The sequence below is a fragment of the Erythrobacter sp. genome (genome assembly GCF_023653175.1).
Taxonomy (GTDB): Bacteria; Pseudomonadota; Alphaproteobacteria; order Sphingomonadales; family Sphingomonadaceae; genus Erythrobacter.
In genome coordinates, this window is sequence record NZ_JAMNXL010000094.1 from 1 (window position 1) to 14,167 (window position 14,167).

The 14,167-nt window shown below is 68.3% G+C and carries 14 protein-coding genes; 8 read left to right on the top strand and 6 right to left on the bottom strand.

Features of this window, described 5'->3' with window-relative positions; translation table 11 throughout:
* Positions 1–970, bottom strand: a 970-nt coding sequence (locus NBV68_RS11370; RefSeq protein ID WP_296309957.1) for a heavy-metal-associated domain-containing protein, incomplete at its 3' end; no start/stop codon positions are given.
* 68 nt (positions 971–1,038) lie between these two features.
* Here NBV68_RS11370 and purM point away from each other — a divergent pair.
* Genes purM through NBV68_RS11385 form a run of 3 tightly spaced genes read left to right on the top strand, consistent with a single transcriptional unit; the run spans position 1,039 to position 4,323 of the window.
* Positions 1,039–2,157: a phosphoribosylformylglycinamidine cyclo-ligase gene (purM, locus tag NBV68_RS11375; protein ID WP_296309958.1), complete on the top strand. Its 1,119-nt coding sequence runs from the start codon at positions 1,039–1,041 to the stop codon at positions 2,155–2,157.
* Positions 2,150–3,115 (top strand): phosphoribosylglycinamide formyltransferase, encoded by a 966-nt coding sequence (gene purN, locus NBV68_RS11380; RefSeq protein ID WP_296309960.1) that lies wholly within the window; start codon positions 2,150–2,152, stop codon positions 3,113–3,115. Before purM ends, purN begins: the two co-directional genes overlap by 8 nt.
* Entirely contained in the window at positions 3,115–4,323 is a 1,209-nt protein-coding gene (locus NBV68_RS11385) for a sulfotransferase (protein ID WP_296309963.1), read from the top strand. Before purN ends, NBV68_RS11385 begins: the two co-directional genes overlap by 1 nt.
* A gap of 54 nt (positions 4,324–4,377) precedes the next feature.
* Here the strand turns inward: NBV68_RS11385 and ndk are convergent, their stop codons facing one another.
* On the bottom strand, positions 4,378–4,800 hold the full coding sequence (gene ndk, locus NBV68_RS11390) for a nucleoside-diphosphate kinase (RefSeq protein WP_296309965.1): 423 nt from the start codon (positions 4,798–4,800) through the stop codon (positions 4,378–4,380).
* A 167-nt stretch (positions 4,801–4,967) separates the two neighbouring features.
* Here ndk and NBV68_RS11395 point away from each other — a divergent pair, with 167 nt between their 5' ends.
* Positions 4,968–5,612: a protocatechuate 3,4-dioxygenase gene (locus NBV68_RS11395; RefSeq protein WP_296309967.1), complete on the top strand. Its 645-nt coding sequence runs from the start codon at positions 4,968–4,970 to the stop codon at positions 5,610–5,612.
* Positions 5,613–5,619: 7 nt separating this feature from the next.
* Here the strand turns inward: NBV68_RS11395 and NBV68_RS11400 are convergent, their stop codons facing one another.
* The 4 genes from NBV68_RS11400 to NBV68_RS11415 form a co-directional block, all read right to left on the bottom strand.
* Entirely contained in the window at positions 5,620–6,135 is a 516-nt protein-coding gene (locus tag NBV68_RS11400; RefSeq protein ID WP_296309969.1) for a hypothetical protein, read from the bottom strand.
* A gap of 64 nt (positions 6,136–6,199) precedes the next feature.
* On the bottom strand, positions 6,200–6,634 hold the full coding sequence (locus NBV68_RS11405) for a DNA polymerase III subunit chi (RefSeq protein ID WP_296309970.1): 435 nt from the start codon (positions 6,632–6,634) through the stop codon (positions 6,200–6,202).
* A complete protein-coding gene (locus NBV68_RS11410; RefSeq protein ID WP_296309971.1) occupies positions 6,631–6,780 on the bottom strand; it encodes a DUF2256 domain-containing protein in 150 nt (49 codons plus the stop codon). Before NBV68_RS11410 ends, NBV68_RS11405 begins: the two co-directional genes overlap by 4 nt.
* Positions 6,781–6,792: 12 nt before the next feature.
* Positions 6,793–8,253: a leucyl aminopeptidase gene (locus NBV68_RS11415; protein ID WP_296309973.1), complete on the bottom strand. Its 1,461-nt coding sequence runs from the start codon at positions 8,251–8,253 to the stop codon at positions 6,793–6,795.
* A 138-nt stretch (positions 8,254–8,391) separates the two neighbouring features.
* Between NBV68_RS11415 and lptD the strand changes: the two genes are divergently transcribed.
* The 4 genes from lptD (at position 8,392) to rsmA (ending at position 14,111) form a co-directional block, all read left to right on the top strand.
* The gene (lptD, locus tag NBV68_RS11420; protein WP_296309975.1) at positions 8,392–10,674 is read left to right on the top strand and encodes an LPS assembly protein LptD; all 2,283 of its coding nucleotides are present in this window, start codon (positions 8,392–8,394) and stop codon (positions 10,672–10,674) included.
* A 218-nt stretch (positions 10,675–10,892) separates the two neighbouring features.
* A complete protein-coding gene (locus NBV68_RS11425) occupies positions 10,893–12,266 on the top strand; it encodes a peptidylprolyl isomerase (protein ID WP_296309976.1) in 1,374 nt (457 codons plus the stop codon).
* Positions 12,267–12,271: 5 nt separating this feature from the next.
* Positions 12,272–13,282: a 4-hydroxythreonine-4-phosphate dehydrogenase PdxA gene (pdxA, locus tag NBV68_RS11430; RefSeq protein ID WP_296309979.1), complete on the top strand. Its 1,011-nt coding sequence runs from the start codon at positions 12,272–12,274 to the stop codon at positions 13,280–13,282.
* A complete protein-coding gene (rsmA, locus tag NBV68_RS11435) occupies positions 13,275–14,111 on the top strand; it encodes a 16S rRNA (adenine(1518)-N(6)/adenine(1519)-N(6))-dimethyltransferase RsmA (protein WP_296309977.1) in 837 nt (278 codons plus the stop codon). The genes pdxA and rsmA overlap by 8 nt, the downstream gene beginning before the upstream one ends.
* Positions 14,112–14,167: the final 56 nt, after the last annotated feature.

Consider the following 14,167-nt stretch of genomic DNA (forward strand, 5'->3'; position numbering starts at 1 on the left):
ACTTTCGCGCCTGCGCCGCGCGGCCGATCTCGATCAGGCGCTGGATCGCCGGATCGATCACGCCGCCCGCGCCGAGCCTCAGGGTCGGGTCGGGACGCAGCTTGCCCGAGGCGAGCGCGGCGGTGAAGATCTGGTCCATCCGCTCGACCGCCTGCGCCAGCATGGCGGGCACGGCGTCGGGGTTGTCGGCCTTGAGAGTGAATGTCTCGAGCGGGCGACTGTCGGGGCCGTAGCGCGCGGTGAAGGTGCCGCTCACCGGGCCGCCGGGAAACTGGTGGTCTAGCCGGGCGAAGGCCATCAGCACATCGGTCGCGCCGTATTGATCGAGGGTCGAGCGCCACCAGCCGCGGCTGTGCCGCCCGGTCTGGCCGAAATTGACCAGCAGCGAATCGCCCCCGCCGCCCGAGAGGCGCACGTAATCGATCCGGCTCGCACCCGGGTTGAACTCGGCCCAGGCGCGCTGCCAGGGGTTGCGCTGTTCAAATGTGATGTAGGCCCCACCGCTCTCCTGCACCGGGATCAGTAGCAGCGGCGCCGAGCGGGCGGTCTGCTGCGCCCCGCCAAGATAGCCGCTCGCGCGCTGGCGGTCGAACACCACGCCCAATGTGGCGATGTAGCGCCGGGGGCCGAGCCGTTCCTTCTCGATCACGATCGCCGAGACGAGGCCTTCAAGCTGGCTGTCGGAGAGCTTGGGGCCCTTGAGCTGTTCCCACGCCTTGCGCTGCGCCTCGCGCCAGCCATTGGCGCGCGCGTCTTCGGCGCTTTTGCCCTGAACGTCGACACTGATGCCCTTGACCTCGATGTCGGCGCTGGCAGCGGTGGGCGCGATCCCGCGCTCGCCCGCGACCTGCGCGAGCAGGGCGAAGCCGCCGCCGAGCAGGCCGAGCGTCAGCAGCACGCCCGCCAGCCAGCGCCGGCGGGCGCGGGAGGGTGCGGCCACCGGGCCAGGAAGGGAAAGCGTCGCACGCATGGGGAAAGCCCTGCCCCTTTGCCCAAAGGCGGGTGGAATTCCAAGCGCGAATGGCTATGGCGTTGCGCATGACTTCGGGGACAAACGAGAGCAAGCCGCAGGGCTCGGGCTACACCTATGCCGATGCGGGCGTGTCGATCGCTGCGGGCAATGCGCTGGTCCGAGCCATCGCCCCGCTGGCGAAGGCCACCGCCCGCCCCGGCGCGACGAGCGAGCTGGGCGGCTTCGGCGGGTTCTTCGACCCCAAGGCCGCGGGCTACAGCGATCCCCTGCTGGTGGCCGCGAATGACGGCGTGGGCACCAAGCTCAAGCTCGCGATCGAGCATGACCGGCATGACTCGGTCGGCATTGATCTGGTCGCGATGTGCGTCAACGACCTGATCGTGCAGGGCGCTGAGCCTCTGTTCTTCCTCGATTATTTCGCCACCGGCAAGCTCGAGAACGGCGTCGCCGAGCGGGTGATCGCGGGGATTGCGGAAGGCTGCAAGATGGCAGGCTGCGCGCTGATCGGCGGCGAGACGGCGGAGATGCCGGGGATGTATGCGCCCGGCGACTATGACCTTGCAGGCTTCTGTGTCGGCGCGGTGGAGCGCGGCGAGCAGTTGACGGGCGACAAGGTCGCGCCGGGTGACGTGCTGCTGGGCCTCGCGTCCTCGGGCGTGCATTCCAATGGCTATTCGCTGGTGCGGCGTCTGGCGGCGGACAAGGGCTGGAAGCTGAATCGCCCTGCCCTGTTCGATCAGGAACAATTGCTGATCGACGCGCTGATGGCACCCACGCGCATCTATGTGGCGAGCCTGCTGCCGCTTATTCGTGATGGCCTGATCAACGGCCTCGCCCACATCACCGGCGGCGGGCTGCTCGAGAATATCCCGCGGATCCTGCCGGAAGGGTCACACGCGGTCATCGATGCCGAGGCATGGGATCAGTCCGGCCTCATGGCCTTCTTGCAGGCGCAAGGTGCCATCGAGCCTGAGGAGATGGCGCGCACTTTCAACTGCGACGTCGGAATGGTTCTGGCCGTGTCATCAGATAATTTTGCGACTGTCATGGATCGTCTCCACGACACGCCAGAGGCGTTCGGCGTCGTTGGAAACGTGATCGAAGGCCAGCGCGGTTGCACGGTCAAAGGCTGCCGGGGCACATGGGCGGCCAAGTCCGACTGGAGCGCGACACATCTTGGCTGAGAAGGCCCGCATCGCCGTCCTCATCTCCGGCGCGGGCACCAACATGGCCGCGCTGGTCTATGCCAGCCGCATGGCGGATAGCCCCTACGAGGTGGCGCTGGTCGCCAGCAACAATCCTGACGCGGCAGGCCTCGCGCTGGCGCAGGCTGAGGGGATCGCCACCTTCGCTCTGCCTCACAAGGGGATGACCCGCGAGGCCCATGACGCGGCGATGGAAGCGGCGGTGATCGAGGCGGGGGCCGAATATATCGTGCTGGCCGGCTATATGCGCATCCTCTCCGACGCATTCGTTGCGCGGTGGGAGGGCCGGATGCTCAATATCCACCCCTCGCTGCTGCCGCTCTACAAGGGCCTCGACACCCATGCGCGCGCCATCGCGGCGGGCGACAGCCATGGCGGGACGAGCGTCCATCTGGTGACGCCGGAACTCGATGGAGGCGAAGTGCTGGCCCAGATCGCGGTGCCGATCACGCCCGATGAAACCCCCGCAAGCCTCGCTGAACGCGTGAAGCTCGCCGAGCACCAGCTCTACCCGCGCGCCGTGGCCGATTACGTCTCGCGCTGGCGCGATCCGGCGGCGCTGCTCGCACGGGTGCGCGCCCTCGCCCTCGCCCTCCCCGAAACCGACGAGCGCGAGAGCCACGGCAGCCCCGGCTTTCGCGTCGGCGGGGAGAAGAGCGGCAAATATTTCGCCTATTTCGCCGACCAGCATCACGGCAGCCCGCACATCGCCTGCCTTGTGCGCACCGGCGGGATGGACGAGTTGCTGAGCCTAGTGGAAGGTCAGCCCGAGGTCTATTTCAAGCCCGCCTATTACGGCGCGAGCGGGTGGGTGGGGATCATCCTCAACCGCCCGGGAGTGGACTGGGACGCGGTCGGCGAATGGCTGGAGCGCAGCTGGCGCGGCGCGGCGCCCAAGCGGCTGACCCGGCTGATGGACGTGGCGGACGCATTCTAATGGCGCCCCCGACCCGCGATCACCTGCTGGCCCGCGGCCCGCTTGCCGAGCGCGCCAACGCCTTTCTCGGGCGTGCGTGGGAGCGCGGTTGGCTGCCTCCGCCCGAACTCGACGCCGACGCGCTGTGGGCGCTCGCCGCCAAGCCTCACGGAGCGCGCGCGGAAGCGGCCGAGCATGGCGGGCGCAGCGAGGAGGACGTCGCCGATTTCCGCGAGCGGCTCGGGCGGCTCATCGCCAGCATCGGCGACGAGGCCGATCTCAACCCGTTGGGCCGGGCGATGGCCTGGGGGCAGCTTTCGCGCATGGTGAAGAACCGCCTCGCCTTCGGGGCCTTGTGGCTGGAGCGGCCCGAGCTGCTGGAGACGCGCCTCGCGCCGCCGATCATCGTCATCGGCCATATGCGCTCCGGCACGACCCGCATCCACACCCTGCTCGCCGCCGATCCGGCACACGCGCACACCCGCTATTGTGACGCCTATCATCCCGTCCCGACGCCGCTGGGCATGAACCGCGTCAAGGCGGCGCTGGAGCTGGCGATGCTCGGCCTGCTCAATCCGTGGATGCAGTCGATCCACCCGATGGCGCCCGCCGCGGTCGAGGAGGAGCTGGCGTGGCTCTCGGCCGCGCTCCACCATTCGATCTACGAGAGCCAGTGGCACATCCCGGCCTATTCGGCGTGGAGCGAGGCGCACTCCCCCCTGCCGGTCTACCGCGAGTTTCAGCGCATCCTTGCGACCGACGCCGCCCATCGCGGCCTCGCAGGTCTCCCCCGCGTGCTGAAAGTCCCCGCCTTTGCCGAGGATCTGGCGACGCTCCTCGCCCTCTATCCGGACGCGCGGCTGGTGCTGGCGACACGCGAGCACGAGGCGGTGCTCAAGAGCGCGATCAGCCTCGCGGCCAACCAGATGGCGATGCAGTCGGACACTTGCTGCCTCGATGCGATCGGGGCCCGCTGGCGGCACAAGATCGCGCTGCGCGAGGCGCGCATGGCCGAGGCGCTCGAAGGCTGGCAGGGGCCAGTCGCGCGCGCCTGCTTCGATGCGCTGAACGCCGATTGGGAGACGGCCATCGCCGGCATCTATGCCGATCTCGGCCTTGCCCTCACCCCCGTTGCGCGCGCGGCAATGCGCAAGATCATGGCGGCGAGCGAGGGCGGCCACCACCGCGCCCACGCCGCGCAACTCGCACGGTTTTCCGAAGCCGGATAGCAAAAGGGCCGCCCCTCGCGGGACGGCCCTTTGCCTGTCGCCAGTTGCGAAGACTTAGCCGACGATCTCTTCCGGCTTGAAGAAGTACGCGATCTCGATCGCGGCGTTTTCTTCCGAGTCCGAACCGTGGACGGTGTTCTCGCCGATCGACAGCGCCAGTTCCTTGCGGATCGTGCCGGGTTCGGCGTTCTCGGGGTTGGTCGCGCCCATGATGTCGCGGTTGCGGGTCACGGCGTCCTCGCCCTCGAGCACCTGCACCACCACCGGCTCGCTCATCATGAATTCGACGAGTTCACCGAAGAAGGGGCGCTCCTTGTGCACCGCGTAGAAGCCTTCGGCCTGTTCGCGGGTCATGTGGATGCGCTTGGAGGCGACGACGCGCAGGCCGGCTTCTTCCAGCATCTTGGTGACCGCACCGGTGAGGTTGCGGCGGGTGGCGTCGGGCTTGATGATCGAGAAGGTGCGGGTGACCGCCATGATATGCTCCTGTGAACGTCTTTTCGTTGTGGGGGATCTTTGGCCGCGCCCCTAGTTGCTGCGCTGCAAAATGGCAAGCGTGCGTGCGCCGCGGTTGCTGCCGATGTGGTTCCAAAGTGGCGACCCTCGTGATATTCTCTCAGCCGGGGCTTCAAGGGGGGAACAGCATGGACCACGATCACGGAATTTCGCGCCGTCGCTTTGCCGGAGCGGCGCTGGGTGCGGCAGGGCTTGTCGTGGGCGGCGGGATCGCCCGCGCGGCGGCGCCCGCGCTGACCGAAGGAGGCCCGCTCGGGCCGTTCTATCCGGTCATCCGTCCGGGCGACGACGATTTCGACATGACCTACATCAAGGGGCGCAAGACCCGGGCGCTCGGGCGGGTGATCGAGGTCACGGGGCGCGTGCTCGACCGCAAGGGCAATCCGGTACGCGGCGCCGCGCTCGAGCTGTGGCAGTGCAATGCCGCCGGGCGCTATGCCCATCCGGGCGATGTCGCGACTGCGCCGCTCGATCCCAATTTCCAGGGCTTCGCCAGGCTGATGACCGGGCCGAGCGGCGAGTGGCGGCTCCGCACCATCAAGCCCTCGGGCTATGACAGCCCCATCGGCCACCGCACGCCGCACATCCACTTCGACATCAAGGGTCGGCAGGTGCGCCTCATCACCCAGATGTATTTCACCGAGGATCACACCACCAACTCGAAGGACGCGCTCTACAATCAGCTCGGCGAGGATGCGGTGACGGCGATGGCCCAGCAGCAGCAGGCCGAGGCCGACCGCTACCGCTGGGACATCGTGCTCGCCGAAGGCTGAGGCCGGTTCAGCCGCCCTTCTTGGTGGCGATGATGATCTGGCCGGTGGTCACGCTCCCGCTCTCGCCCGGCGTGGCGGTGACCGACACGGTTGCGCTGTCCGCCTTGCGCTCCCCTGCAACCATCTGGGTGCCATTGGTGTTCATCTCGAGCTGGATGTCGAACCCGGCGGCCTTGGCGGCGTCGCGGTAATGGGCGACGACCTTGTCGGCCGGGGCATCGGATTCGAAGGTGATCATCGTCCCCTGCCCGTCGGGCTGGTTGACCACCGCGTTGTTGACGACCTTGGATCCGGGAAACAGCGTGAAGCCGTCGGGCAGGCTGACAGGCACATTCGCGCCCGCCCGCAACGAGGCCTCGCCATCCTCGTCCGTGATGGTCATGCTGGTCTCGCCGGTTTCCTTGTCGATGGTGTATTCGGCATCCTTGCCATTCTCGGTCTTGAATTCGCCCGAGGTTTCAGATCCGCACGCCGCCAGCATCAGCGCCGCGCCGCCCACCATCACAAGTGCCGCCTGCTTCATCGCCTGTCCCCCGCTGATCAACGCGAGAGGCAGCATCTCCCATCAGGCGGATTCGGGCAAGGGCTCAGCCCTTCTTGACCCAGCGCCCGGCTTCCTGCGCGAAATAGGCGCGCTCCAGCCCCTCGCGCCCATCCACCGCGCGCCATGCCTGCCGCGCGGCGGGGGCGAGGTCGGGGGGGAAGAGCAGGAACACGCGCGCAAAGCCTGTGCATTCGCGGAAGGTGCCGTCGGCAAGGATCACGTGGCTCGCGCCGTTGGCCGGGTCGGGCTCGGGGGCAAGGAGGATCGGCTGGCGATCCGCGCCGGGGCTGTCTGCCTCGCCATTCGCCAGAAAGCTCTCCGGCCCCGCCTCCCACAGCGCGCGGGCGATGGCGGCGCGCTGTTCGGTGTCGGCAGCGACCACCAGCACCCGCTCGCCCTCGCCCAGCACGCGCCGGGCGATGAGCGCCACGACCTTCTCGACCGGATCGTCGGTGACCTGCCAGAAATCGAGTTTCATGATGCGGGCCTCGTCCTGCGGCAGCGGTCGGAACAATATTTCACATTGTCCCAATCCCGCTCCCACTTCTTGCGCCATGCGAAGGGCAGCCCGCAAGCGAGGCAGGTCTTGGTGGGCAAATCGGATTTCCGCCTCATTTTCGGCATGAGGCGCTCACACTAGCCTTCGACCACATCCCGCACGAACTGGTCGAGCAGGCGCACGCCATAGCCGGTCGCGCCCTTTTCCCAGGTGTGGCCGGGCTTTTGCGACCACACCATGCCGGCGATATCGAGGTGCGCCCAGGGGGTGCCGTCCTTGATGAAGCGCTGGAGAAACTGCGCGGCGGTGATCGAGCCAGCCTCGCGCGGGCCGACGTTCTTGATGTCGGCGATCGGCGAATCGATCAGCTTGTCGTAATTGGGGCCGAGCGGCATCCGCCACAGCTTGTCGCCGCTGGCGAGGCCCGCTGCGGCAAGCTGTTCGGCCAGCGTGTCGTCATTGGCGAACATCCCGCCATATTCGTTGCCGAGGCTGATGATCATCGCGCCGGTCAGCGTGGCGAGGTCGACGATCCGCGCCGCATCATACTGCTCCTGCGCCCAGTGGAGCGCGTCGCAAAGCACCAGCCGGCCCTCGGCGTCGGTGTTGAGCACCTCGACCGTCTGGCCGCTCATGGTGGTGACAACATCGCCCGGGCGCTGCGCGGCGGCATCGGGCATGTTCTCGACGAGGCCCATGACGCCGATGACATTGGCCTTGGCCTTGCGGCTCGCCAGCGCCAGCATCGCGCCCGCGACGGCGCCTGCTCCGCCCATGTCCCACTTCATGTCCTCCATCCCCGGCGGCGGCTTCAGCGAGATGCCGCCGGTGTCGAAGGTCACGCCCTTGCCGACGAAGACCGTGGGCTTCTCGCCCGCCGCCCCGCCATTCCAGCGGATCGCAAGCAGCTGCGATTCGCGCGCCGAGCCCTGCCCGACCCCGATCAGCGCGCCCATGCCGAGCGCCGTCATCTCCGCCTCGCCAAGCACGGTGATCTCGACCCCGGTTCCCTCGAAGGCGGTGCGGCAGGCGGCGACGAAGCTCTCGGGGTAGATGATGTTGGCAGGCTCCGTGACGAGGGCGCGGGTGAACTCGACCCCCTTCGCCAGCGCGGCTTCGCGCTCCCACGCCGCAGCAGTGCCCTCGGGCGCGTTCACCACATGGACGGCGGCAAGCGAGGGGCGCTTGTCGGCGGCAAGGCGCGTGCGGTAGGCGTCATGGCGCCAGGCGCGCAGGCGCAGACCCAGCAGCACGGCGGCGGCATCGTCGGCCGTGAGCCCCGCGCCGCCAAGATCCAGCACCATCGCGGTCTCGCCCGAGACGAGATACTTGGCGGTCAGCGCAGCGCCGGCGCGCTCGCAATTCACGCGGCGTTCGGCGCTGCCTGCCTCGCCAAGCCCGGCGATGGCGATGCGCTTGACCGCGCCGTCCATGCTCGCAAAGCCCTCGAACGCCTGGCCCGCGCGGCCCGAGAACCGGCTCGCCGCCGCGCCCTCGACCAGCGCCGGATCGAGCCCGGCCAGCGCCTGCCCCTGGTTCACCACCCGCGCAGCCAAGCGGATGTCGGAAGGTGCGGCGGCGGTGAGATGGATCTGCATGGATACTCCGAAGGACACTTGCCAAAAGACACTGCTGCACCGGGGCTTGTCGGGACGCCGCCGGGTTGCGGCAGACCGCGCGCGGGCGGGCCGTAATGGCGATTGCGATTAAGCGCGAGCGGTGCAATAGGCAAGGCCATGTCGGGAGGCTTGCAAGACGCACCGCGCTACCCAGCGCGCCCTGCCCCGCGCTTCCCGGCGCAGGGTGCGGTGTCGCGTATCGCGCTCAGCCTTGCGCTCGGCCTCGCCGCCGCGCCGCTCGCCGCGCAGGAGGCCTCGAGCGTTCCGCCCCCCGCTGCCGCCGGCAACGAAGCCCCGCGAAAAATCGACTTCGAGGCGCGCGAACTCAGCTACAACGACCAGACCGACACCGTCACCGCGCGCGGCGATGTGATCCTGCGCTCCGAAGACCGCTCGGTGCGCGCCGACGAGGTGATGTGGGACCGCAAGTCGGGCCGGATCATCGCCAGCGGCAATATCCGGCTTGTCGATGAAGCGGGCAACCAGCTGTTCACCGATCAGGTCGAACTCACCGAGGAATTCGACACCGGCGCAATGAGCGAGCTCCTCATCGCCCTGCGCGCCGGGGGCCGGCTCGCCGCACGCTCGGCGGAACGCGGCGCCGACGGTGTCGCAGTGCTCACCGATGCCGCCTACACCGCCTGCCCGGTGGTCGGCGAAGACGGCTGCGCCAAGGAACCGAGCTGGCGGATCACTGCACGGCGCGTCATCTATGATCAGCAGGCCAACGAGATCCGCTTCTCGGGCGCGATGCTCGAACTGTTCGGCGCGCGCATCCTGCCATTGCCGGGCCTCGGCCTTCGGACCGACGGCAAGGGCGCCTCGGGCTTTCTCGTCCCCGATGTCCGCATCACGCAGGTCAACGGGCTGGAACTCAGCGGCGAATATTACTGGCACATGGCCGACAATGCCGATCTGACGCTGGGCGCCTATGTCTTCTCCAACGTCGCCCCGATGGCGAGCGCCAAGTGGCGGCACCTCACCGAAAAGGGCGCCTATCAGGTCACCGGCTACGCCACCTTCTCCGACCGCGCGACCGACTTCGTGGGCGGGCAGAGCCTGCGCACCGATCCGCGCGGCTACCTTGATGCCAATGGCCGGTTCCAGTTCTCGCCCGACTGGAGCCTGACCGGCTCGATCCGCCTCTCCAGCGACCGCACCTTCCTGCGCCGCTACGACATCAGCCGTGATGACCGGCTGCGCTCGACCATCAATCTCGAGCGCATCACCGATCGGTCCTATTTCTCGATCGCCGGCTGGGCGACGCAGACGCTGCGGCTGAATGCCGATCAGGGCCAGGTGCCGCTGGCGCTGCCCGCCATCGACTACCGCCAGAAGATCGGCGACAGGATCCTTGGCGGCGACCTGATGGTGCAGGCGAACAGTCTCGCGCTGCTGCGCAACCAGGGGCAGGACACCCAGCGCGCCTTTGCGGGCGCGCAGTGGGATCTGAAGCGCCTCACCCCGCTCGGTCAGGTCGTGACCCTGACGGCGCTGGTGCGCGGCGATGTCTACAACACCAACAACAGCCTCGCGACCACCACGCTCGCCTATCGCGGCACCGAGGGCTGGACCACGCGCGGCATCGCCACCGCCGCGCTCGACATCGAATGGCCCTTCGTCGGGGAGGCTTTCGGCGGCACGCAGGTGTTCAAACCGCGCCTGCAACTCGTCGCATCCCCGCGCATCCGCAACCTTGCCGTTCCCAACGAGGATGCGCGCGCAATCGATCTCGAGGATTCGAACCTCTTCGCATTGAACCGCTTCCCCGGCTACGACCGGGTCGAGGACGGCAGCCGCCTCACCTGGGGGGTCGACTGGGAATTGCAGCGCCCCGGCTGGCGGATCAAGACCACCATCGGCCAGTCCTTCCGATTGCAAGCGCCGCGCGACGGCCTGTTCCCCGAAGGGACGGGGCTTTCGGAGCGAGTCACCGATTTCGTCGGCCGCACCGAGGTGCGCTTCCGCAATCTGGTGCAATTCACCCACCGCTTCCGGCTCGACAAGGACGGTCTCGCGATCCGCCGCAACGAGGTCGACGCGACCATCGGCTCGCGGCGGACCTATGTCGAGGTCGGCTATCTGCGGCTGAACCGCGACATCTCGACGGTGGAAGACCTGCGTGACCGCGAGGAGCTGCGCGCCGCCGCGCGCGTGGCGATCGGGCGCAAGTGGTCGATGTTCGGCTCGGGAGTGTTCAACCTCACCGATCGCGAGGAAGACCCGGTGTTCCAGCCCGACGGCTTCCAGCCGATCCGCACGCGCTTCGGCGTCGCCTATTCGGACGATTGCATCGAATTCGGCGCAACCTGGCGGCGCGACTTCATCGACGCGGGCGACGCGCGGCGCGGCAATGCGTTCCAGATCTTCTTCGCCCTGCGGAACCTTGGGTTCCGCTAAACATAGGGGGCGGAACCCGGGTTTCCGCCGAGCCTGCACGAATTGCCTGCAAGAATTGGCAGGGCGCGCAAATGGCGTTAAGGAAGCGCCCGAAACTGGCTGGCCGCACCCTCGGGATCGGGCGCGGACTCAGCTTCCATTCAGCCGGTGCACGGCATCGGCGCAGCAACGGGTGCGATCCGCACGCGATGCGATAGCCACAAGGCGGGAATGAACGAGTGAGTGTGAAGCTGTTTTCCAAGACGCTCTTTGCCAAGACCGGAACCGCGCTGGCGGGCGCGGCGATGCTCGGCCTTGCCGCCGCGCCGATGGCCGCGGCTGCGCAGACCGTTGCCGTGCCGACCGCTGACAATCCCTTCGGCCTGCCCGAGGACATCACCCTGTTCGGCAAGGCCGACCCGGACAAGCGCACCGCCACCGCGATCGTCAACGGCTTCGTCATCACCGGCACCGACATCGACCAGCGCGTGGCGCTGGTGACGGCGGCGTCGGAGGCGCCGATCCCCGAGGACGAGATGCTGCGCCTGCGCGTCCAGGTGCTGCGCAACCTGATCGACGAGACGCTCAAGATCCAGGCCGCCGAGGCCGACGAGCTCGAGGTCAAGCGCGAGGAGGTCGAGGAGACCTACCAGCAGCTCGCCGCGCAGAATTTCGGCGGCGATCCCAAGAAGATGGACGCCTATCTGGAATCGATCGGCTCCTCGGCTTCCTCGCTCAAGCGCCAGATCGAGGGCGAAGTGGCGTGGGAGAACCTGCTGCGCCGCAACGTCATGCCCCGCGTCAACATCTCGGCCGAAGAGGTCAACGAGACGCTCAAGCGGATGAACGAGGCCAAGGGCACCGATGAATACCGGCTGGGCGAGATCTACCTTTCGGCGACCACCGAGAATCGCGCGGCGGTGCTTCAGAACGCGCAGGCGATCATGCAGCAATTGCAGCAGGGCGGCAGCTTCGTCGCCTATGCGCGGCAATATTCCGAAGCGAGCACGCAGGTCGTCGGCGGCGATCTCGGCTGGGTGCGCGTCGGCCAGCTGCCTCCGCAGCTTGCCGCGGCGGTGCGCACGATGCAGCCCGGCCAGCTCCAGGGCCCGATCGAGATCCCCGGCGGCTTTTCGATCATCTATCTCATCAACAAGCGCCAGGTGCTGATGGCCGATCCGGCCGAGGCGCTGCTGAGCCTCAAGCAGATCTCGATCGCTTTCCCTCCCGGCGTGACCCAGGAACAGGCCGAGGCCAAGGTTGACGAATTCGGCCAGTACCTGAGTGCTTTGCGCGGCTGCGCCGATGTCGAGGCGGGCGCGGCAAAGATCGGGGCCGAGGTGATTTCCAACGACCAGATCAAGGCCGCGAGCCTGCCGCCGCAGCTGCGCGACGTGGTGCTCCAGCTCCAGATCGGCCAGGCCACCCCGCCCTTCGGCGGCATTCAGGAAGGCGTGCGTGTGCTGATGCTGTGCGGCCGGGACGATCCCAAGGATGCGGGCGCGCCGACCTTCCAGGCGGTGATGAAGCAGATCGAGGACGACCGGGTGAACAAGCAGGCCCAGCGCCTGCTGCGCGACCTGCGCAATGACGCCTATATCGAGTACAATTGACGCCGCTGGCTGCACCCCTTGCGATATCGCTCGGTGATCCGGCGGGCATAGGCCCCGAGGTGATCCTCGGGGCCTGGGCGCGGCTCAGGGCCGAGCGCCGCGCGCCGCCTTCCTTCGTGGTCGGCGGGCCGGAACTGCTGCGGGCCTGCGCCGAAGCCCTGCGCATCGACTGCCCGATCGTGCCCATCGCCGATCCTGCCGAGGCGCTGTTTGCCCATGCCGCCGGGTTGCCGGTTCTTGCCGGGCTCGATGGCATGTTGTCACCCGGTCATCCCGATGCCGTTGGTGCCCGGTTGGCACTCGCTTCGCTGCAATGGGGCACGAAATTCGCGCTCTCGGGCGTCGCCGCGGGGCTGGTCACCGCGCCGGTTTCCAAAGGCGCGCTGGCCGCGATCGGCTGGGACTACCCCGGCCAGACAGAGTTCCTCGCCGACGCCTGCGGCAGGCCCTATCGCGATGCGGTGATGATGCTGGCGGGGCCCTCCTTGCGCACCGTGCCGCTCACCGTCCACGTCGCGCTGGCCGAGGTGTCTGGGTTGCTCTCGGTGGAGCTGATCACCCACAAGGCGCGCATCGTGGCGGAAGGATTGCGCCGCGATTTCAACGTGGTGGAGCCGAGACTTGCGATAGCGGCCTTGAACCCGCACGCAGGCGAAGGCGGGCAATTCGGCGACGAAGAGGCGCGCATCATCGCCCCTGCCATCGCCGCCCTGCAAGCCGAGGGGATCGCAGCTTTCGGCCCCGTCCCCGGCGACGCGCTGTTCACCCCCCGCGCCCGCGCCGGGTATGACGCGGCGCTGTGCATGTACCACGACCAGGCGCTCATCCCCTTGAAAGCGCTGGAGTTCGACCAGGGGGTCAACGTCACGCTCGGGCTGCCGATCATCCGCACCTCCCCCGACCACGGCACCGCCTACGACATCGCAGGACAAGGCGTGGCCGACCCCGGAGCCATGGCCGCCGCGCTGGTGATGGCGGGCGAGATGGCCGCCGCACGGGCCGCCGCCGATGGCTGACGGCGCGCCTGACCTTCCCCCGATCCGCGAGGTCATCGCGCGCCACAACCTCGCCGCCTCCAAGGCGCTGGGGCAGAACTTCCTTCTCGACGAACAGCTCCTCGCCCGCATCGCCGCGCTGCCGGGCGATCTCGCGGGCCAGCGCGTGCTCGAAGTCGGCCCCGGGCCCGGCGGGCTGACCCGCGCGCTGCTGCGAGCGGGCGCGCGGGTGACCGCGATCGAGATGGACCGCCGCTGCCTGCCAGCGCTGGCTGAATTGGGCGAGAGCTTCCCTGATCAACTCACTGTAATCGAAGGCGATGCACTGAAGCTCGACCACGCCGCGCTCATGGAGGGCGAGCCCTTCCACGTCCTCTCCAACCTCCCCTACAACGTCGGCACCGCGCTGTTCGTGCGCTGGCTCGGCGGAGAGAGTTGGCCGCCGCTGTGGCAGTCGCTCACCCTGATGTTCCAGCGCGAGGTCGCCGACCGGATCGTGGCGGCGGCGGGCGAGGACGCCTACGGCCGCCTCGCCGTGCTCGCCCAGTGGCGCTCCGAAGCGCGCCTCGCGATGAAGGTCCACCGCAGCGCCTTTACCCCGCCGCCTAAGGTGATGAGCGCGATCGTCCATGTTACGCCTGCCGCCATGCCAGAGGGCGTCAGCGCCCGCACCCTCGAACGCCTCACCGAGGCAGCCTTCGGCCAGCGCCGCAAGATGTTGCGCCAGAGCCTCAAGGGTGTCCCCGGCGCGCTCGCAGCCCTTGGCCAGCTCGGCATCGACGAGACGCGGCGGGCGGAGACCGTCAGCGTCGCCGAGTTCGTGGCGCTGGCCCGCGCGCTGAAGGGGTGACCGGTGCTCCCGTGTTGGAGACAATGAGACACAGCATAAAAGCAAAAAAGCCTTCC

What these genes read in the sequence shown, in the direction of transcription:
- NBV68_RS11410 (WP_296309971.1), bottom strand. Translation starts at nt 6,780, where the DNA reads ATGCCGAAAATGAGGCGGAAATCCGATTTGCCCACCAAGACCTGCCTC.
- NBV68_RS11400 (WP_296309969.1), bottom strand. Translation starts at nt 6,135, where the DNA reads ATGAAGCAGGCGGCACTTGTGATGGTGGGCGGCGCGGCGCTGATGCTG.
- lptD (WP_296309975.1), top strand. Translation starts at nt 8,392, where the DNA reads ATGTCGGGAGGCTTGCAAGACGCACCGCGCTACCCAGCGCGCCCTGCC.
- ndk (WP_296309965.1), bottom strand. Translation starts at nt 4,800, where the DNA reads ATGGCGGTCACCCGCACCTTCTCGATCATCAAGCCCGACGCCACCCGC.
- NBV68_RS11405 (WP_296309970.1), bottom strand. Translation starts at nt 6,634, where the DNA reads ATGAAACTCGATTTCTGGCAGGTCACCGACGATCCGGTCGAGAAGGTC.
- purM (WP_296309958.1), top strand. Translation starts at nt 1,039, where the DNA reads ATGACTTCGGGGACAAACGAGAGCAAGCCGCAGGGCTCGGGCTACACC.
- NBV68_RS11395 (WP_296309967.1), top strand. Translation starts at nt 4,968, where the DNA reads ATGGACCACGATCACGGAATTTCGCGCCGTCGCTTTGCCGGAGCGGCG.
- NBV68_RS11415 (WP_296309973.1), bottom strand. Translation starts at nt 8,253, where the DNA reads ATGCAGATCCATCTCACCGCCGCCGCACCTTCCGACATCCGCTTGGCT.
- rsmA (WP_296309977.1), top strand. Translation starts at nt 13,275, where the DNA reads ATGGCTGACGGCGCGCCTGACCTTCCCCCGATCCGCGAGGTCATCGCG.
- NBV68_RS11385 (WP_296309963.1), top strand. Translation starts at nt 3,115, where the DNA reads ATGGCGCCCCCGACCCGCGATCACCTGCTGGCCCGCGGCCCGCTTGCC.